Source organism: Marinilactibacillus psychrotolerans (genome assembly GCF_900101525.1).
Classification (GTDB): domain Bacteria; phylum Bacillota; class Bacilli; order Lactobacillales; family Carnobacteriaceae_A; genus Marinilactibacillus; species Marinilactibacillus psychrotolerans.
The window spans coordinates 16,732-36,734 of record NZ_FMZD01000022.1; the positions used below are offsets into that span (position 1 = coordinate 16,732).

Sequence of the window (20,003 nt, forward strand, 5' to 3'; positions counted from 1 at the left end):
TAGGGGAGAAAAGTATGGATGAGATGTACATAGATTTTTATAATAAATTGCTGGGCACTTACGATGATCAGTTTTCAGTTAAGGGGATTTCAGGGGAGAGAGTAGCTGAAAGACTTAGTATACTAGCGCACATTGGATTAACAGAAGATAATGGTTCTAGAAGACCAGGATTTTCTGTACTTGAAAGAGAAGCAAAAGATCGAGTAATTGAGTGGATGTACGAGGCTGGTCTGACAGTTAGTGAAGACGGGGCTGGAAATGTTTTCGGTCGTTTAGAAGGGAAAAGCAGCGACAAAGCGGTTATTATGAGTGGATCACACTTAGATACAGTTCCAAATGGCGGACACTTTGATGGAACGATTGGAGTACTTTCAGCTTTAGAAGTTGCACAAGCATGGAAAGAAACTGGGTATACTCCAGAAAAATCTTATGAAGTTGCTATTTTTACTGATGAGGAAGGTTCACGTTTCAATGGGGGGCTTACGGGAAGTGAAGCTATGGTTGGAGACACTGATATGGAAAAAACACTTCTGAGAAAGGATTACGATGATCGATTGTTTGAAGAAGTTATACAAGATGTGGGGTTATCGGTGCGAGGTTACGGTGAAGCAGGCAGAGATCTAGATGAGATTGAAACATTTGTCGAAGTACACATAGAACAAGGAAAAAAATTAGAAAAAGCAGGATTACCTTGTGGGATTGTAACAGGTATTGCTGGTCCATACTGGTTGAAAGTAACGTTTGAAGGGTTGGCCGGTCATGCTGGAAACACGCCAATGGATGACCGGAAGGATGCCCTCGTTGCGGCAGGTGAGTTTATTCAAAAGATTAGTACTCTTCCTCGCAAAATTAATGATACAGCAGTTGCAACGGTTGGGAATATTCAAGTTAAACCCAATGGAACAAACGTTATACCGGGAGAAGTTATATTATTCGTAGATATTCGAGATATACAATTTGACTCAAGAACTGAATTAGTTGAAAAAATTATTGCAACAGGTAAAAAGATCCAGAAACGTACAGGTGTAAACTTTATACACCAAAACGTTCATGATGTTGCTCCAGTCCCGATTGCTGAGGAATATCAGGAGAAGCTCGCAAAAAGTATGAATAGAATGGGAATTAAACCTTCTTATTTGTCGAGTGGTGCAGGGCATGATGCTATGATTATAGGCAGACATATCCCGTCGGCTATGTTGTTTATTAAAAGTAAAGAAGGTATTAGTCATAATCCCAAAGAATGGTCTGACTTATCAGATTGTGTTCAAACGATTCACGTATTAAAAGATTATATTGAAAGATTACAGGTAGTATAAAAAAATGGTACAAGCCCTTTAATAGGCTTGTACCATTTTTTGTAAAATTAGTTTTTTAGTGAATGTTTCTTGTTGGCATTACTGCTCAGCAATTCGAATAAGTTAATCTCTGCTTCGACCACTGAAAATTAAGATCAGACGTAAAAGACTTAAGAATGAAGCAATCGCAGCAGCAATATAAGTTAATGCAGCAGCATTTAATACTTTCCGTGCTTGAGGGATTTCTTCTCGACTCAATAGCCCTTGTGTTTCAAGAATCTGAATAGCCCGATTTGATGCATTGAATTCAACTGGTAAGGTAACTAACTGAAATAATAAGGTTAAAGAGAATAGTAAAATACCTATATTGATTAGCATTGTCCCACCTTCACCTAGAATGAAACCTAAGAAAAGAATCGGAAAAGCAGCTGTTTGTCCAAAATTAGTTACGGGGACTAACGCAGATCGTATTCTTAAAGGACCATAGTTATCACGGTCTTGAAGTGCATGTCCTGCTTCGTGGGCTGCAACCCCGATAGCAGCAACAGATTTTGAATTTCTTGTAGTATCTGATAATCTGAGTACATTCTCTTGAGCATTATAATGGTCAGTTAGATTACCACGAATGCCTTCTAAGCGAACATTTTCTAGATGAGCTGCATCAAGGATTTTGCGACAAACATCTGAAGCAGTATAACCATTTTTACTATTTACTTCACCATATTTACGATAAGTGGATTGGACGTACATACTTGCTAAACCTGAAATGATCATCCCAATGATAATCAATATAAAGGTAGGGTCTAAATAAAACGGGAAAAAAGGCATAATTTTGACCTCCTGTTAAGTCATAGATTCTATAATTTTATTGTTTTCACTCTGTTATTATACCATATTAAATCATTGATTACAGAAAGATTAGAAACAAATCATTGAGTAATTGATGAAGAAAATAAGAAAAAACAATTAAGAAGTTTCGGATATGGAATTGTTAATTTATTGTTAAATTATCAGCCGAATTGTAAGGCGATATAACCTGTATATAGCGCAAATATTAGTAGAGAGAAATGCAACTTTTTACCCCATATTAAGTTATGGAGTTAACCACTACTTTTTTACATTTGAACCTGAAATGTAGTAGGGAAATTTGATTTTAAATTTATACTGAAGTAGTTAAAAAAAGATAGTATATTTTTTTAATAAATCGTTATAATAAACTTATTAAATAGTCTATTAATAGAACAAGAAATGAGGTAGAAGAAGTTGAAAAAACCTTTGATAAATTGGTTAGGATTGTTAGGAATTATTAGCTTACTTTCTTATTCAGCAGCGGTATTAGTTACTCCCTTAGCTTACCCGGGTTATAACTGGATGGAACAAGCTGTCAGTGATTTGAGTGCTACAAAGGCTCCTTCTTTAATGCTCTGGAATCAATTAGCATCCCTATATAATTTATGTGGTCTAATTTCGATCATGATGGTGTGTGTGTTTATCCAGAAAAAGCTAAACAAAACGATACGACTAGGAATATACTTATTTGCCATGATGAATTGGGTATCTGCTGTTGGCTATTCAATCTTCCCGCTTATAATAAATGAATCTGTTTGGAATTTTCAAAATATCATGCATATTGCTGTAACAGGAATGGTTGTACTTCTATCTATCAGTTCTTTAGTAATAATTATGTTGGGAGGATACCGTAACCAACAATACGTTTCCTTAGCTGCATGGGCTACGGTAGCGTTATTAATTATGGTAATTGGTGCCATAGGAACAGCCATTGTACCGGCTGAATTTTTTGGTATTCCAGAGCGCTTTAGTGTTTTTTCAGCTACTGGATTTAATGCAATACTAGGAATATACTTATTTATGGGGTTTTCAGAGAATACCTAAATCTATATAGAGAATAGAAGTCAGCGATTATATAAAATGGAATAATAGTATGTTCTAAAAAGTGAATTAATAGATGACTTAAAAGAAACAATAGGCTAGGAGTCTTAAAAAATCTCCGAACTCAAGCTATAAGAAAACGTCTGATCAATTGATTAGGCGTTTTTAATATCATTATAAATTTTAGTAAATTTACTTGTGTATATTTACTAAAAGGCTTACAATAAAATTAATAACTACAGAAAGAGGGAGTCGTATGGATAGAGAACAGCTATTAATTGGATTTAAAGAAGCGTTTGGTAAAGAGGGAGAACGGATCTTTTTTTCACCTGGAAGAATTAATTTAATTGGTGAACATACTGACTATAATGGAGGGAAAGTTTTCCCCAGCGCAATAACAATGGGAACTTATGCAGTTATTTCAATGCGAGAAGACAGTTTAGTACGCGCTTATTCAGCTAATTTTCCTAATGATGGGATTCTATCCTTTAAGTTGGCTGATATTGAGTATAAACAGATGGATAAATGGACTAATTATCTTAAAGGCATGATTCACTATATTCAAAAAAATTACGGGAAACTTCCAAATGGGTTTGAAATTTATATCAATGGAAATATTCCAAATGGAGCTTCTCTATCTTCATCGGCCTCTTTAGAATTATTGATAGGAGCCTTGGTAAATGAATGCTTTGAATTAGAAATTCCACGGTTGGACCTAGTTAAATTAGGTATGAAAACAGAAAATGAATTCCTTGGATTAAACTCAGGCATTTTAGATCAATTTGCAGTAGGAATGGCAAAGAAAAAGCACGCTATGTTACTTGACACAAATACACTGAAATATGAGCAAGTTCCTGTAGAATTACCCGATCATAAAATTTTAATTATGAATTCGCTGACTCGAAGAGAACTTGTAGATTCAGAGTACAATCTAAGAAGACAACAATGCGAAGAAGCGCTGAAAAAATTACAGATTGTAGTGAATGTGTCTTCCTTGGGAGAGCTAACAGAAGAAGCGTTCGAAAAAAATAAATTTATCATCAACGATGATGTACTGACACGTCGGGCAAAACACGCAGTTTATGAAAACGTCAGAACAGAACAAGCAGCAGAAGCATTAAAAGCGGGAGATTTAAAAACATTTGGTCAATTAATGAATGAATCACATACTTCATTGCATGAAGATTACGAAGTTACCGTCAAAGAAACGGATTTATTAGTGCAGTTAGCATGGCTTCAAGCAGGTGTTATTGGCGCACGAATGACCGGTGGCGGCTTCGGTGGCTGTTGTATTGCAATTGTCAAAAATGATGCAGTAGAGACCTTTATCGAAAATGTAGGAAAAGAATACAAAAAAGAAATTGGACATCCAGCTGAATTTTATATCGCAGAAACAGCTGACGGGACTAAGGAATGGGTTGAAGCATGAAAAAAGATGGACTGAAACAATCTCTGGATCATTCAATTGATCAAATCATTCTAATGTTTATTGATTGGTATGTTGAGAAAGGGAAAGTTGATCCTTTAGACCGTATTTATTTAGTAAATCAACTTTTAGAGTTACTTGGAAAGAAAGGTTTAGAAATAGAGCCTAGTCAAAAAATGATTAACCTCTCCCATTTAGACTTACTTGACCATTTGATCAAATATGCAGTAGATAATAAAATAATTGAAGATACTTCTTCTGAGAAAGATATATTTGGGGCTAAGATAATGAATATTGTTACCCCAAGACCTTCAGAAGTGAATGATCAATTCTGGAAACTTTATGCACAAGGTATAATCAAGGCAACAGAGTACTTTTATGCGTTCAGCAAAGAAAGTAATTATATAAAGACAAGAGAAATTGCGAAAAATATTGAATATAAACATCAGACAGAATATGGTGAAATAGAGATTACCATCAATTTGTCGAAACCAGAAAAAGATCCCAAAAATATTGCTGCAGCTAAAATCGAAAAACTGAATTATCCTGTAAACATGCTTTGCATGGAAAATGAAGGATATGCTGGGAATAAAACTCATCCAGGGCGATCCAATCATCGTATCATACGAATGGATGTATCAGGAGAGCTATGGGGGTTCCAGTATTCTCCTTATTCTTATTATAATGAACATGCAATTTTTTTATCAAAAGCACATCGTGCAATGAATGTAGGAGAACAAGCAATCAAGAATTTACTCGATATTTTAACTACACTACCGCATTATTTTGTTGGGTCAAATGCTGGTCTACCAATTGTGGGCGGATCAATATTATCACATGATCATTATCAGGGTGGCCGGCATACGTTTCCACTAGAACATGCGGATATTGAACAGGCCTTTCAATTAGAAAATTTGCCAGATGTCAAAGCGGGAATTGTTAAGTGGCCGATGTCAGTTATACGCCTACAAAGTGAGGATAAAAAATCTTTAGAACAAGCGGCTAAAAAAGTAATGGATACTTGGAAGGCGTATTCTGATCAATCTGTCGATGTTCTAGCTTATACAAACGGAACGCCACATAACGCTGTAACACCTATTGCTCGTAGAAGAAAAAAGTTGTTTGAATTAGATTTAGTGCTTAGAAATAATCGGACCAGTGATACATTTCCAGACGGAATTTTTCATCCTCATCCCCATGTTCAGCATATAAAAAAAGAGAATATCGGGTTAATTGAAGTAATGGGATTGGCGATATTACCACCTAGATTAGAACGAGAATTAGATACTGTAAAAGAATTTTTACTGGGGAAAGACGTACAAGTTGCGCCTGTTCATCGGAAATGGGCAGAAGCATTAAAAGAGAAAGAAAACCTAGTAACCCCTGAGACTGTTAAAGAAATTATTTACCATGAAGTAGGTGAAATTTTTTTACAGGTTTTAAAAGACGCTGGTGTATTTAAAAGAAACGAACAGGGGAAAAAGGCATTTATACGTTTCCTTGATCGATTGAAAAAAGCGTAAATTGAAAACTGTTTTATTATCAAGTTAGGAGGAAGTTAAGTGAATATTACAACAAATTTCTTTGGAATGTTTCAAAATCAGGAAGTAGTGGAATATACTCTGTCAAATTCAAAAGGGGTTTCTTTATCTGCCATTCCTTATGGTGCAATCGTTACGAAAATTGTCACTCCAGATAAAAATGGAGAGAAAGCAAATATTACATTGAATGTTGAAAGCTTAGAAGATATGGTTGCCCATAGACCGTTTTATGGAGCAACGATCGGCCGAGTAGCCGGACGTATTACTGATGGGCAATATATAGATGAAGGACAACAAATACAACTAGATGTGAATGAAAAAGGAAACCAGCTACATGGAGGACCGGCAGGATTAGACACTAAATTATGGAAAGCAAAAACAAAAAACGAAGAGGATTATGCTAGTCTAATCTTCTCCTATAAAAGTCTCGCTGGAGAAAATGGCTATCCTGGAAATCTTGAAGTCGAAGTTGAGTATCGACTGACTGAAAAGAATGAATGGAAGATTTTATATACAGCTCATACAGATGCAACAACATTATTCAATCCAACTAATCATATTTATTTTAATTTGACAGGGAACATTAAACAGCCGATCTTAGACCATAAATTGCAGCTGTTTAGTTCTAAATTTGGAATGCTTGGAGATAGAAACTTACCAACTGGAGTATTAAAAAATTCTTCAGGAACTGCATTTGACTTTTCTGAATCAAAATTAGTCCGCGAAGCAGTTTTATCTGATGATCCACAGATAAAATTAGTCTCTGGTTTAGATCATCCATTTGTCTTAGACCAAGGGGATGGAGCTATTCAAGCTATATTGTCAGAAGAAAAATCCGGACGCCAAGTTATTCTGAGTACCGAAGAAAGTTGTGTGGTCATTTATACGCATAATAAAGAGATGGATGCTTTTCAAATTAAAGGAGATCCAGCTAAGCAGTATGCAGGGATTACCTTAGAAACCCAGGTATTACCTGATGCAGTCAATCAATCTGAATTTGGAGATATTGTTTTACACCCTGATGAAACATATCATTCACAAACTACGTATCGATTTGATGTAATAGAATAATTTTAAATTATGCAAAAAGGTACTCTTTGGAGTATCTTTTTGTATAATAAGTGAGGTATGTTAAAAGGAGTGAGTTTATGGCTACATTAAAAGATATTGCAGAAAAAGCAGAAGTTTCCACTTCGACTGTTTCAAGAGTGCTTAATTACGACCCAACTCTTTCTGTGGGAGATGAGACGAAAAAGAGAATATTTGAAGCAGCTGAAGAGTTAGAATACAAAAATTATCGCAAGAAAACCCAAAATAAGAAAATGAAGTTAGCAATCGTAAACTGGTATACGGAAGAAGAAGAGTTGAATGATCTGTATTATTTATCTATTCGATTAGGAGCGGAGCAACAAGCTCAACAGATGGGGTATGATATTCTACGCATTTATCATAAAGAAGAAGCTAAATTAGAAAAAGACTTAGCAGGTATTTTAGCTATAGGAAAATTCAGCCCAGCTCAAGTAGAAGACTTGAGAAGACAAGCTCCTCAAGTCTGTTTTGTAGATTATGTTCCACAAGATCGGGGGAATGATACAGTTCTAATAGACTTTAAAGAAGCTATGAAAAAGAATATTGACTATCTTATTCAAACCGGGCATCAAAAAATAGGATTTATAGCCGGAGAAGAATCATACAGTGATTCTTCGGGAACATGGACAGATCCAAGGACTAGTTATGTTAGAAGATATCTTAAAAAGCAAGGTCTCTACAATGAAAACTATTTCTTTAAAGGTGCTTTTCGTGTAGAAGATGGTAGAGAAAATATGGAAAAAGCAATCAGGTTATTAGGCAAAGAAAACTTACCTACTGCCTTTATTGCAGCCAATGATGCAATTGCTATTGGTTGTCTGAAAGCATTGTACGAGAATAGAATTAGAGTACCGGAAGAAATCAGTATTATTGGGTTTAATGATATCTCCACTGCAAAATATATTACCCCTGCTTTAACGACAGTAAAAGTCTATACAGAAGAAATGGGAAGATGCGGTATACAGCTGCTGCATGAAAGGATACATGAAGACAGGGAAGCGATTAAAACGGTAATATTAAGTACAAAGCTGATTAAAAGAGATAGTGCCTGAAAAAGGATCTACTAGTATTTGCTAGTAGATCTTTTTTTGATATTATTTTTCAAAAGCATTATCTTGAGGCTGATATCCTAACTTCTTATAAGCTTGATCGATATCTAATCTTGGAAATGAGTTATTTGAAATACCATTTACCAACAAGTAAGGTTCTTCCAGATCTGCCTTTAAGCAGCAGTCGATCAAATGATTCATATCTCTATAAGAAAAGTATTTTCCTCTAGAGTAAAAATCAGCTTCAGGGTCAATCTCTTCTTCAGGAGATTTATAATCTCCAATACGAATACCAATAGATTCAATACCTTTTTTGTAGGCGTAGTAACTAGCCAATCCTTCTAAAAAGACTTTAGAAACACCATATAGATCATCAGGACGTGCAGGTTCTGATGTTTTAACTTGCACATTGTCTGGGTATGCATCGCTCGCATGAATAGAACTAGCAAAAATAATGCGCTTAACACTATCAGATTTATTTGCTTCCATATAGAGGTTCTGTGGCAATTTATAATTTAAGTCTAATAGTCCTTCATAGAATTCAGCTCCTGCATCAGGATTTCCAGCTAATTGGATTACATAATCTATATCATCAAGTAAGTTTTCCCATGCATCTAATTTTGAAAGGTCTTTTTCAATAATAATAGATCCTTGTTTTAAGTCTTCGGGAAAATCTGAAAAATCAATATCTGCAAGAACAAGTTGATAATCTGATTTTAAATGCTTTACTAGATTTGTTCCTATCGTACCTGTAGCTCCTGTGATTAAAAGTTTGGTCATGAGCGGCCTTACCTCCAAATAAAATTTAAAAAGTAATTTTTAATAATACTGTCCACCTTTTAACAGGAAATCCCTGAAAAGGTGGACAGCATTATTAATGGTCATATTTATGAATCTTAACGATGTTCATCTTTATCTTCGGTAGCTTTTCCGTAACTTTCTTCAGCTTTCCCTTTAACCTTTTGGGTTTTTCCTTCGACTTGCTTGCCTTTATCATCAGTCGCTTTTCCATACTGATCTTTAGCCTCGCCGACTACTTTATCTTTCATGCCGTTCAGTTTGTTTTTCATGCTATCATTTTTGTCAGTCATTGTACTTTCTCCTTTCAGAATTAAGATAATGATCACAATAGCTTATAAAACGTTACTAATGCTATAAACCCATTTTATGCGGTAGATTAAAAAATTGCAAAGAATATGATTGGGAATGGTTGCTGAATTAGTTCCTAGACAGAAGTAAATATGCTAAACTATAAGAAAGAAAAGGAATGTAACAAGGAGACCTGACATGCGTATTTTAGCAATGGATACATCAAATCAGTCAATGAGTGTAGCAATTATTGAAAATAATCAGATTTTAGTAGAAAAAACTACTAATGTAAAAAGAAATCACAGTATTCAATTGATGCCGACAATTGAACATGTCATAGAAGATGCGAATCTATCGATAGATAGTCTTGATAGAATAGTTGTAGCAAAAGGCCCAGGATCTTATACCGGAGTGAGGATAGCTGTAACAGTAGCAAAAACCCTGGCATGGACAAAAGAGATAGAATTAGTTGGAATTTCAAGTTTAAAGGTTATAGCTGGAAATGCACAGCAGATTGAAGGATCATTGATTGTTCCGGTTATGGATGCAAGAAGAGGGAATATTTACACTGGTCTTTATACTTATAAAAATCAAGAACTGATTGAACTTGAAAGAGATAGACATGTTTCTGCAAAAGAGTGGGCCCAAGAGCTAGCTTCTAAACATGAAATTGTTCAAATGATCGGAACTGATCTTGAGAAACATTTGCCTATTTTTAAACCCTATCTAAAAGAAAACCTACTTTTATTACCAAGTTATCAGCAATTACCAAGAGCTAGTGTGCTTGCAATGTTAGGAGCTCAAGAAGAACCAACTGATATTCACACTTTTGTTCCGGAATATGCAAAATTAACAGAGGCAGAAGAAAACTGGAAAGAGGCAAATCCTAATGATCTGGGAGGTAGGTTAATTGAAAAATATTAAACAGTGGTTAGCAGATAAACTGCCGAAACATACACATACTTTTCCATTACCTATAGCAGATCGTGTGGAACTGAAGCACAACTTTTTTGCATTAGATGATCAGAATTTTTTAACGGTCCATATTGCTACTGAAGAAGATATCGAAGCCATTATATCTATTGAACAACTTTGCTATAGTGGTCAGACACCCTGGAATCGGTCGGCACTTTTGCATGAGATTCGATATAATAAAAATGCTTTCTATATTGTAGTAACAGATGATCAGACACCAGTTGCATTTTTAGGAACATGGTTTGTTTCAGAGGAAGCCCACATCACAAATATCGCAACGATTCCTGCTTATGAAAGTAAGGGAATTGCCACTTTTCTCATTACCGAACTTAAAAGAATCGCTTTATCGGAAGCGATAAAGATAATTAGTCTGGAAGTTCGTATTTCAAATCAGCGGGCTCAAAGATTATATAGAAAAATGAAATTTGAAAATGGTAGAATAAAAAAAGGCTACTATATTAATGATCATGAAGATGCATTAGAGATGGCTATGATATTAGTGGAATAATATTTCAAAAGACAAGGAGCGACGTTATGAAAAAATATAATGCTTCAGACATAACGTATCGTTTACTGGAAGAACAGGAAGAAGTTTCTCAACAATTATATGATCTATCAAATGAAAGTTTTGAATATGGATCCCCATGGACGATAAAACAATTTCAAGAAACCTTGAATTTACCTAATTTATTTTACTTGATAGCTGAAGATAAAGGGAAACTGATTGGGTTTCTTAGTGGATCTATGATTGCTTTTCCTGCTGGAGCTTTAGTTGAATCGGAAGCAGAAGTTTATAATCTTGTGGTAGGAAATGACTATAAGCGTCGAGGCATTGCATTGAGACTGATAGAAGAGGCAAAAAAAGTCATGCTAAGTAGAAAAATTACGGAACTATTCTTAGAGGTTCGTATATCTAATAAACCAGCTATTTTACTATACAAAAAAGCGGATTTTCAACCAGTAGGTGTTCGCTCAAAGTATTACTCCAATCCTAGAGAAGATGCAATTGTGTTGAAATGTGTATTATGAAAGAGTGAGTAAAATGAAGTTAAAAAGAATATTAGCAATTGAAACAAGCTGTGATGAAACGAGCGCAGCCGTTATAGATAATGGCACAGAACTTCTATCTAATGTAGTCGCTTCTCAAATTAAAAGCCATCAGCGATTTGGCGGTGTCGTTCCAGAAGTTGCTAGTAGGCATCATGTAGAACAGATGACGTTAATAATGGAAGCGGCTCTTGAAGAAGCAGGGACTTCTTATGAGGAGTTGGATGCAATAGCTGTAACGGAAGGTCCAGGTCTAGTCGGAGCGCTTTTAATAGGAGTAAATGCAGCTAAGGCTGTGGCCTATGCCCACAAACTACCCTTAATTCCAGTCAATCATATTATCGGACACATCTATGCTAATCAGTTGGTTCAACCTCTTTGTTTTCCGCTTTTATCTCTGGTCGTAAGTGGCGGTCATACTGAATTAGTCTACATGAAACAAGCGGGACAGTATGAAGTGATCGGCGAAACTAGAGATGATGCAGCTGGAGAAGCTTATGACAAAGTTGGTAGAGTACTAGGGGTACCTTATCCTGGAGGCAAACATATTGATGAAATGGCTCATCAAGGCAAGGATACCTTTCATTTTCCTAGAGCAATGATGCAAGATGACACAAATGACTTTAGTTTTAGTGGTTTAAAGAGTTCCTTCATCAATACGGTGCATAATGCCCAACAAAAAGGAGAAGTACTTGATAAAAATGATTTAGCAGCGAGCTTTCAAGCAGCGGTTGTTGAGGTTCTAGTGAAAAAAACGATTCGATGTGCTAAAGAAAGAAAGGTTAAACAAATTGTCTTAGCTGGAGGGGTAGCGGCTAACAAAGGGCTTAGACAAGCTCTAAAAGAAGCTGTTTCAGAAGAATTAGCAGAGACAGAGTTGATCATTCCTCCTTTATCTTTATGTGGAGATAATGCAGCAATGATAGGAGCAGCTGCTTTTACCGAATCGATTGATTCGGACCAGCTAGATTTAACATTAAATGCGAAACCTGGGCTCGCATTGTGAAAATAAAGCAACACTAAACTATAGGTTCTCTTGATAAGAGGATACAGTTAGTGTTGCTTTTTAATATGCTACGAAATCTCTGCGTCTTCAGAGGCAATCAACTGAACACCTCGAGCGGGTATTGGCGTAGAAAAAACAATTTGAGTAGATGTTTTGCCGAACTGTTGTAGATTATTAATAAAATCATCCAACTCAGTAGTAGTGGGATAAGCAGCCTTGATTAACATCGAAAATTCTCCTGTAACACAATTGCACTCTAATACATTCGTGCAGTTTTCAATATAAGGATAAAAATCTTCTTTTTGATTAGGACTTAAATCTAAATGGATAAAGGCTTGAATATGATAACCCATCTTCTTTAGATCTGGTGCAGCAATATAGCGTCCTAAGATTCCTTCATTTTCTAAACGATGAATACGAGCTGAGACTGCAGGAGAAGAGAGATAAGTTTCACCTGCAATTTCTTTTAGAGATGCGCGGCTGTTTTTTTGTAAAATTTCAACGATTTTTTTATCCATTTGATCCATTTAAAAACGAACTCCTTTTTAACAGTAAAAGAATAATTTCGAGTAAATACTCCAGTTGTACTAATTAAGTTTGCTGTATGCTAAATAAAAAGCTTATCAACAATGTGATTCAATTATACCTTACATAGTCTAAATTGCAATAGAACAAATCGAGTATACCAATATTACGTGAATTAAGAGGAATGCTTAATATACAGTTTTAAATAACACTTATTTGCATTATTATGCCTATACCTATAAAGAGATTGGATATCGAAATTAATAGTATAGTGAATATGATTCTATTTTTGAGAGAAGGCAATCAGTCTTTTTCATATGTTTCAAGTTCTAAATTCAGATTTTCCCATTCTTCTAGGAGTGTTTCCTGCTCTGCCTGCAAGTTATCATGCTGCTCACTTAGTGCTACTGCTTCATCAGGTTGATCGTAAATAGCTGGATCATTAAGTTTGGATTGGATAGCTTCTAATTGAACTTCGCTTTGTTGCATCCGTTCTTCAAGCTCTTCTATAGATCTATTTAAACGGCGAATTTCACGTTGTCGTATTTTTTGCTGAGCACGATTTAATCCTTGATCCTTAGGAAGGTTAAAATCCTCTTTAGCAGGATTTTCCTGGGTTTCTTCTTCAGTTTTTAGTCGAGCTAATTCTTCAAGTTCTTCTTTCTTTTGAAGATAATAGTCGTAATCTCCTAGATATAAAGTTAAACCGTCAGTAGAGATTTCAATTACCTTTGTGGCCATTCGATTAATAAAATAACGGTCATGAGAGACAAATAAAAGTGTTCCTTCGAAATCGATCAGAGCATTTTCAAGCACTTCTTTTGAATCAATGTCCAAGTGGTTAGTGGGCTCATCTAGAATTAAGAAGTTATTTTTTTCCATAGCTAGTTTTGCTAAAGCGACTCTAGCTTTTTCACCACCACTTAAAGAAGTGATTGATTTCTCGACATCATCTCCAGAAAATAAAAAACTGCCAAGCAAAGTACGAATTGATTGTTCTGGTACGGAAGGATGTTCGTCCCATAGTTCGTTTAATACAGTTTTATTAGAATGAAGCAAGCTTTGCTCTTGATCATAATAACCAAGGTCTACTTTTGTTCCTAACTGGATTTTTCCAGTCAGTTTAGGCAATTGTCCTACTATTGTTTTAAGTAAAGTAGTTTTTCCTACACCGTTGGGTCCGACTAAGGCAATTGCATCTGTTTTACGGATATCGATATCAATGTGATTGGCTAAAGGATGGTCATAGCCAATTGCAAGATCTTCTGTTTGTAAGACAACACCGCCCGATTCTCGTTCGGTATAGAAACTGAAATGGGCAGATTTCTCATCGCCTTGAGGATTATCTATTCTATCCATTTTATCCAACATTTTTCTACGTGACTGAGCTCTTTTAGTTGTTGAAGCACGAACTAAGTTGCGATTAATAAAGTCTTCAGTTTTTTCTATTTCTTTTTGCTGTTTTTCATATTCTTTCCACATTTTCTGGATCAGTTCAGCTTTGAGTTTGAGATAGTTAGAATAATTTCCTGTAAAATGCTGGACTTTTCTATTGCTCACTTCATAAACCTCATTGATGACTTTATCTAAAAAGTAACGGTCATGAGAAACGATTAGTAAAGCGCCTGTATAATTCTGCAAATATTTTTCTAACCAGGATAAGGTTTCAATATCCAAATGATTGGTAGGTTCATCCAAAACGAGTAGATCCTTCTTTTCTAGTAACAATCTTGCTAAAGCTAATCTCGTTTTCTGTCCTCCGGATAATTGAGAAACGGATGTTGAAAAATCTGATTCGTAAAATCGAAAACCATGAAGAACAGAACGGATCTCACTTTCATAACCATAGCCATTTAATTGTTTGAATGTTTCTTGAAGTGAGTCATATTTTTTAAGCAAGTCCTGATAATATTCTTTATCTGCTAATAGATCAGGGGAGCTCATCTGATATTCGATTTCTCTCATTTCTTTCTCTACCTTAATCACAGGTTCAAATATAGCTAACATTTCTTCCCATATCGTTTTAGTCGATTCTAAACCAGTATGCTGATCTAAGAATCCTAAGGTTAGATCTTTCTTTTTATTGACCCTCCCAGCATCTGGTTCTTCCCGTCCGGAAATAATGTGTAGGAGGGTAGATTTTCCTGCACCGTTTCGGCCAACTAGACCTACTCGAGCATTATCTTTAATTTCTAATGTTACATCATCAAATAAGACTTCAGCGCCAAAATGACGAGCAATTTTCTGAGTTTGTAAAAGTATCATTTTATATTCCTCATTTTTAAAATTTGTCCGTAATAGTTAAATATTACCAAGTATCTTGTCTTCTCAGTTTAGCATATTCCATAACCGATAAACAGAATAGTCCAGGATAGATTGTAATCAGTTTAGTGTAAACCGTTTGAATTCTTACAGGTGTAAATACTTTTTACCTGTTTAATTCTATCATTTTTTTCACAAGCTGATGAACTTTATGTGTGGGTATTTTTATATAAGATTTATAATCCCTTATTTTATAGTCATATTAGCTTCCAATTTAGAAATTCCATGCTATAATAGTTAGTGAAATAATATAGAAAATTGTGAAATAAAAGTTGAAAAATATTAAGATGAAGTATATTACTTTTAGTTTAATTGAGAAGAGTTTTATATTGAATTATAATTTGAAGGAGAAAAAGTATGGTAGAAAAGAAAATTCCAAAAGCTACTGCAAGAAGATTGCCCCTTTATTATCGTTATTTACGCTTTCTCCATGAAGCAGGAAAAAATCGCGTTTCTTCTGCAAAACTTAGTGAAGCAGTAAAAGTAGACAGTGCTACAATCAGACGAGATTTTTCGTACTTTGGTGCATTAGGGAAACGTGGATATGGCTATGATGTTGAAGCGTTAATGAATTTTTTCAGCAAGACTTTGAATCAGGATCGACTAACAAATGTTGCTTTAATTGGTGTAGGGAACCTCGGACAAGCTTTATTGAACTATAATTTTAGAAGAAGTAATAATACACGTATCAGTGCTGGTTTTGATATAAATGATAAATTGATCGGCACGATTCATCAAGGTGTACCTGTCTATCATATTGATGATATGGTAGAACAGTTGGATCTGCAGCAAATTGATGTTGCGATTTTGACTGTTCCTTCAGAAATTGCTCAGGAAATGGCTAATAAACTTGTCGAAGGTGGCGTTAAAGGGATTATGAACTTTACACCAATTCGAGTAAATGTTCCTGAGAGTGTACGCGTGCACAACGTTGATCTGACTAATGAACTACAAACTTTAATTTATTTTATTAATTATTATCAAGAACTTGACGATGCTGAAGAAGAAGTAATCCTCGATGAAGATACTGGAGAATTATTTGTAGAAGACTAAACAAAACAAAAGTAAATGCAGCTGCTTATTTGATTAATTAATCAAATAAGCAGCTGCATTTTTTTATTTATCTCGGTTTTTTCTGATTTTAAAATAAGAATCTGCTAGACGAGTTCCTTGAACAAAGTCCTTGGTTGCTAGAAAAGCAAATAGTAACGGGAATATACCCCAGCCTTCTAACCCGACGATATCAATAATGAAATAAAGTAATATGGCACCCATTGCGTATTTTAAAAAAATATAACTTAGAATTTGTTTTTCGGTCATTGAATAATCCTTTCATAAATTAATCAGCTATTAAAAAAAAGATTCCCCACTACAGCAACTGTATTCATCAGGCAATGGGCAATAATCGGGGTCCAAATATTTTTTGTCTTGAAATATAGCCAAGAAAAAACGAGCCCCATGGTAGAATAAACTAAAATTCTACCATCAAAGTGGATTACTGCAAACATGAGAGAACTAATAACTGCGGCTCCGATCCCTCCTAATTTATTTAAACCCATACCAAATATCGCTTTACGGAAGACGAATTCTTCCATAATAGGTCCAGCTATCGAAGAAAGCAGAAGGAAGTAAGGATACCGCTTGATAATAGCAATGATATTCTGAGTATTCTGTGAGTCTGGAGGTGTTCCAAGAAAATTGATTTCGATCAATGTTGCAGCAAATTGAGCAAAGAGAGCAAAAATAAATCCAATGAATCCCCATAAAAGAATTTCTGAAATATTAGACTTAAAAGGCTTCTCAAAAGATAATGAAAAATCCTTTTTCTGGGTAAGATAGATCACCCCACTAGCTCCTAGAGTGAATAAAATCAGTTGAGACCAGATCACTCCTTCTGTAAGAAACCTTTCAGGTAAAAACTCAGGTAAAAGTTGACCAGCTAGTACTGTTGCCAATTGAACGAATATATACAGCAATATAATTTGGAGAGCTGTTTTTTTATGTGATTGTTCCAATAGATTCATCCTCATCTTGTAAAGGTAATAAAGTCTTTTTGACATTACTAGTAACTTAACATAAATTTTGTCTGTATTCCAGATATGATTTTAATCATTTTTTTAACTTCAAAAGGGTTGCAAGAAAAGTTAGTTTTGAATATACTAAGTATTGGAGTTAGCACTCGGATGCAACGAGTGCTAACGCGAATATAAACTCAACTATAAAATTATGCGGAGGGATAACACCATGTTAAAACCTTTAGGAAATCGTGTTCTTCTAGAAGTCATCAAAGAAGAAGAAAAAACTGTCAGCGGACTTGTTTTGCCGGAATCAGCAAAAGAAAAGCCACAAACAGCTAAAGTAGTCGCTGTAGGAAGCGGCAAAGTATTAGAAGACGGAAAACGTGCCGATATGGACGTTGCAGTTGGAGATAAAGTGATTTTCGAAAAATATGCCGGATCAGAAGTGAAATATGAAGGCAATGAATATTTGGTTGTTAAAGATTCAGATATTATTGCTGTTGTAGAATAATTTTTATGAAGTTGTAATTTATTCGTGTCAAAGCACAAAGTTAAAAATAAAAGCTTTAAAAATTTAATTAAGAGGTGGAAATAATGGCTAAAGATATTAAATTTTCTGAAGATGCACGTGCAGCTATGCTACGTGGAGTAGATAAACTAGCAAACACAGTAAAAGTAACATTAGGACCCAAAGGTAGAAACGTTATTTTAGATAAATCTTTTGGCGCTCCTCAAATTACAAATGATGGCGTAACAATTGCCAAAGAAATTGAATTAGAAGATCAGTTTGAAAATATGGGAGCACAGTTAGTTGCTGAAGTTGCAAGTAGAACAAATGACATCGCTGGGGATGGAACTACAACGGCAACTGTATTAGCGCAAGCAATCGTTAATGAAGGAATGAAAAACGTTACCGCCGGAGCTAACCCTGTTGGTATTCGTCGTGGTATTGAAAAAGCTACTAAACGCGCTGTAGAAGCTTTGCATGAAGTTTCTACTAAGGTTGAAGGAAAAGAATCAATCGCTCAAATTGCAGCAATCTCATCTGGAGATGAAGAAATCGGTCAATTATTGGCAGATGCAATGGAAAAAGTGGGTAGTGATGGTGTCATTACGATTGAAGAATCCCAAGGAATTGAAACCGAATTAGATGTTGTAGAAGGTATGCAATTTGATCGCGGATATCTGTCTCAATACATGGTTACGGATAATGAAAAAATGGAAGCAGATTTAGATAATCCATATGTTTTGATCACAGACAAGAAAATTTCTTCTGTACAAGATATTCTTCCTGTTTTAGAAAACATTATGCAACAAAATCGTCCATTATTAATTATTGCGGATGATATCGAAGGTGAAGCGCTACCAACATTAGTATTGAATAAAATCAGAGGAACTTTAAACGTGGTTGCGGTTAAAGCACCAGGTTTCGGCGACCGTCGTAAAGGTATGCTTGAAGACATCGCAATTTTAACAAATGGAACTGTGATTACAGATGATCTAGGCCTAGATTTGAAAGATATGACGATTGATCAACTTGGTGTTGCAGGCAAAGCAGTTATTACGAAAGACGATACTACACTTGTAGAAGGAGCTGGAGACAAAGATAAAATTGAACAACGAGTCTCTATGTTACGTGCTCAATCTGAAGAAACAAATTCTGAATTCGACCGCGAGAAGTTACAAGAACGTATTGCTAAACTTGCTGGTGGTGTTGCGGTCATTAAAGTTGGAGCAGCAACTGAAACAGAAATCAAAGAACGTAAATTACGTATTGAAGATGCATTGAACGCAGCACGTGCAGCAGTTGAAGAAGGTGTGATTGCTGGTGGTGGAACAGCTTATATCAACATTTTGAGCAAGCTGGAAGAAATTGAAGCAACTGGCGATGAAGCAACTGGCGTTAAAATTGTAGTTCGTGCCCTAGAAGAACCTGTTCGTCAGATCGCATTCAATGCTGGACTTGATGGAAGTGTAATTGTAGAGCGCTTGAAACATGTAGAACCTGGTATTGGATTTAATGCGGCTACAGGTGAAATGGTCAACATGGTAGAAGCAGGAATCATTGATCCAACAAAAGTAACACGTTCTGCATTGCAGAACGCTGCGTCTGTTTCTGCATTGCTTCTTACAACAGAAGCTGCAGTAGCAGTGATCCCTGAGCCAGAAGCTCCTGGTGCTGGAATGGATCCAAGTGCAATGGGCGGAATGATGTAAGAAATTATTAAATAAAGGAAGCCACGTCGAATTTGACGTGGCTTTTTTGCATTGTATTTATTATGTACGGCTCTCAACGTAATAAATTGTGTCAAAAGGAAGAAAAAGTCGATTACGTCTAACTCATAAGCAACAAATGGCAGTGAGTAGGAAGAGAAAGTCGATTACGTCTAACTCGCGAGCAATAAATGGTAGTGAGTAAGAAGAGAAAGTCGATTACGTCTAACTCGCGAGCAATAAATGGTAGTGAGTAAGAAGAGAAAGTCAATTACGTCTAACTCGCGAGCAACAAATGGTAGTGAGTAAGAAGAGAAAGTCAATTACGTCTAACTCGTGAGCAACAAATGGTAGTGAGTAAGAAGAGCAAATCGATTACGTCTAACTCGCGAGCAATAAATGGTAGTAAGTAAGAAGAGCAAATCAATTACGTCTAACTCGTGAGCAACTAATGATAGTGAGTAAGAAGAGAAAGTCAATTACGTCTAACTCGCGAGCAACAAGTCGCAGTAAGTAA

General features: G+C 35.5%; 20 protein-coding genes. 13 read left to right on the top strand and 7 right to left on the bottom strand.

The genetic code is table 11. The annotated features are described in order from the left end of the window. The first annotated feature begins 14 nt into the window (after positions 1 to 14). Positions 15 to 1,316 carry a Zn-dependent hydrolase gene (locus BLT22_RS10360; protein ID WP_091763065.1) on the top strand — a complete coding sequence of 434 codons (1,302 nt, stop codon included), beginning with the start codon at positions 15 to 17 and terminating at the stop codon, positions 1,314 to 1,316. A 102-nt stretch (positions 1,317 to 1,418) separates the two neighbouring features. Here the strand turns inward: BLT22_RS10360 and BLT22_RS10365 are convergent, their stop codons facing one another. Beyond that, positions 1,419 to 2,123: a zinc metallopeptidase gene (locus BLT22_RS10365; RefSeq protein WP_087058043.1), complete on the bottom strand. Its 705-nt coding sequence runs from the start codon at positions 2,121 to 2,123 to the stop codon at positions 1,419 to 1,421. Between the two features lie 435 nt (positions 2,124 to 2,558). Between BLT22_RS10365 and BLT22_RS10370 the strand changes: the two genes are divergently transcribed. From BLT22_RS10370 to BLT22_RS10390, 5 genes are all read left to right on the top strand, one after another. Beyond that, positions 2,559 to 3,188, top strand: coding sequence for a DUF998 domain-containing protein (locus tag BLT22_RS10370; protein ID WP_091763067.1), 630 nt, complete (start codon positions 2,559 to 2,561; stop codon positions 3,186 to 3,188). A 253-nt stretch (positions 3,189 to 3,441) separates the two neighbouring features. Then, positions 3,442 to 4,614 (top strand): galactokinase, encoded by a 1,173-nt coding sequence (locus BLT22_RS10375; protein WP_091763069.1) that lies wholly within the window; start codon positions 3,442 to 3,444, stop codon positions 4,612 to 4,614. Continuing rightward, on the top strand, positions 4,611 to 6,134 hold the full coding sequence (galT, locus tag BLT22_RS10380; RefSeq protein ID WP_091763071.1) for a UDP-glucose--hexose-1-phosphate uridylyltransferase: 1,524 nt from the start codon (positions 4,611 to 4,613) through the stop codon (positions 6,132 to 6,134). Before BLT22_RS10375 ends, galT begins: the two co-directional genes overlap by 4 nt. A gap of 39 nt (positions 6,135 to 6,173) precedes the next feature. Then, the gene (locus BLT22_RS10385; RefSeq protein ID WP_236048798.1) at positions 6,174 to 7,223 is read left to right on the top strand and encodes an aldose epimerase family protein; all 1,050 of its coding nucleotides are present in this window, start codon (positions 6,174 to 6,176) and stop codon (positions 7,221 to 7,223) included. A 77-nt stretch (positions 7,224 to 7,300) separates the two neighbouring features. After that, the gene (locus tag BLT22_RS10390) at positions 7,301 to 8,293 is read left to right on the top strand and encodes a LacI family DNA-binding transcriptional regulator (RefSeq protein WP_087058035.1); all 993 of its coding nucleotides are present in this window, start codon (positions 7,301 to 7,303) and stop codon (positions 8,291 to 8,293) included. 42 nt (positions 8,294 to 8,335) lie between these two features. Here the strand turns inward: BLT22_RS10390 and BLT22_RS10395 are convergent, their stop codons facing one another. Further along, positions 8,336 to 9,070 (bottom strand): NAD-dependent epimerase/dehydratase family protein, encoded by a 735-nt coding sequence (locus BLT22_RS10395; RefSeq protein ID WP_091763073.1) that lies wholly within the window; start codon positions 9,068 to 9,070, stop codon positions 8,336 to 8,338. A 116-nt stretch (positions 9,071 to 9,186) separates the two neighbouring features. Next, the gene (locus BLT22_RS10400) at positions 9,187 to 9,381 is read right to left on the bottom strand and encodes a CsbD family protein (RefSeq protein ID WP_091763075.1); all 195 of its coding nucleotides are present in this window, start codon (positions 9,379 to 9,381) and stop codon (positions 9,187 to 9,189) included. Positions 9,382 to 9,577: 196 nt separating this feature from the next. Here BLT22_RS10400 and tsaB point away from each other — a divergent pair, with 196 nt between their 5' ends. The 4 genes from tsaB to tsaD are packed head-to-tail and all read left to right on the top strand — an operon-like array spanning position 9,578 to position 12,407. After that, a complete protein-coding gene (gene tsaB, locus BLT22_RS10405; protein WP_091763077.1) occupies positions 9,578 to 10,303 on the top strand; it encodes a tRNA (adenosine(37)-N6)-threonylcarbamoyltransferase complex dimerization subunit type 1 TsaB in 726 nt (241 codons plus the stop codon). Continuing rightward, positions 10,290 to 10,862, top strand: a complete 573-nt coding sequence (gene rimI / locus BLT22_RS10410) for a ribosomal protein S18-alanine N-acetyltransferase (protein ID WP_236048797.1) — start codon at positions 10,290 to 10,292, stop codon at positions 10,860 to 10,862. The genes tsaB and rimI (BLT22_RS10410) overlap by 14 nt, the downstream gene beginning before the upstream one ends. Positions 10,863 to 10,888: 26 nt before the next feature. Next, entirely contained in the window at positions 10,889 to 11,383 is a 495-nt protein-coding gene (gene rimI / locus BLT22_RS10415; RefSeq protein ID WP_091763079.1) for a ribosomal protein S18-alanine N-acetyltransferase, read from the top strand. Between the two features lie 13 nt (positions 11,384 to 11,396). Further along, positions 11,397 to 12,407, top strand: coding sequence for a tRNA (adenosine(37)-N6)-threonylcarbamoyltransferase complex transferase subunit TsaD (gene tsaD, locus BLT22_RS10420; RefSeq protein ID WP_091763081.1), 1,011 nt, complete (start codon positions 11,397 to 11,399; stop codon positions 12,405 to 12,407). A 68-nt stretch (positions 12,408 to 12,475) separates the two neighbouring features. On the opposite strand, the gene BLT22_RS10425 is transcribed toward tsaD, so the two are convergent. Together BLT22_RS10425 and BLT22_RS10430 are read right to left on the bottom strand one after the other, a co-directional pair. Further along, a complete protein-coding gene (locus BLT22_RS10425) occupies positions 12,476 to 12,934 on the bottom strand; it encodes an Lrp/AsnC family transcriptional regulator (RefSeq protein ID WP_091763083.1) in 459 nt (152 codons plus the stop codon). A 301-nt stretch (positions 12,935 to 13,235) separates the two neighbouring features. Continuing rightward, positions 13,236 to 15,197 carry an ABC-F family ATP-binding cassette domain-containing protein gene (locus BLT22_RS10430; protein WP_091763085.1) on the bottom strand — a complete coding sequence of 654 codons (1,962 nt, stop codon included), beginning with the start codon at positions 15,195 to 15,197 and terminating at the stop codon, positions 13,236 to 13,238. A gap of 414 nt (positions 15,198 to 15,611) precedes the next feature. Here BLT22_RS10430 and BLT22_RS10435 point away from each other — a divergent pair, with 414 nt between their 5' ends. After that, on the top strand, positions 15,612 to 16,307 hold the full coding sequence (locus BLT22_RS10435) for a redox-sensing transcriptional repressor Rex (protein ID WP_087058017.1): 696 nt from the start codon (positions 15,612 to 15,614) through the stop codon (positions 16,305 to 16,307). A 63-nt stretch (positions 16,308 to 16,370) separates the two neighbouring features. Here BLT22_RS10435 and BLT22_RS10440 read toward each other — a convergent pair whose 3' ends face one another. Together BLT22_RS10440 and BLT22_RS10445 are read right to left on the bottom strand one after the other, a co-directional pair. After that, positions 16,371 to 16,574, bottom strand: coding sequence for a hypothetical protein (locus BLT22_RS10440; protein ID WP_087058015.1), 204 nt, complete (start codon positions 16,572 to 16,574; stop codon positions 16,371 to 16,373). A gap of 23 nt (positions 16,575 to 16,597) precedes the next feature. Next, positions 16,598 to 17,269, bottom strand: a complete 672-nt coding sequence (locus tag BLT22_RS10445) for a CPBP family intramembrane glutamic endopeptidase (protein WP_176935462.1) — start codon at positions 17,267 to 17,269, stop codon at positions 16,598 to 16,600. Positions 17,270 to 17,498: 229 nt separating this feature from the next. On the opposite strand from BLT22_RS10445, the gene groES reads away from it, so the two are divergent. Further along, positions 17,499 to 17,783, top strand: coding sequence for a co-chaperone GroES (gene groES / locus BLT22_RS10450; protein ID WP_087058011.1), 285 nt, complete (start codon positions 17,499 to 17,501; stop codon positions 17,781 to 17,783). Between the two features lie 83 nt (positions 17,784 to 17,866). Next, complete coding sequence (gene groL / locus BLT22_RS10455; RefSeq protein ID WP_087058009.1) at positions 17,867 to 19,489, top strand: chaperonin GroEL; 1,623 nt, start codon at positions 17,867 to 17,869, stop codon at positions 19,487 to 19,489. Positions 19,490 to 20,003 lie beyond the last annotated feature (514 nt).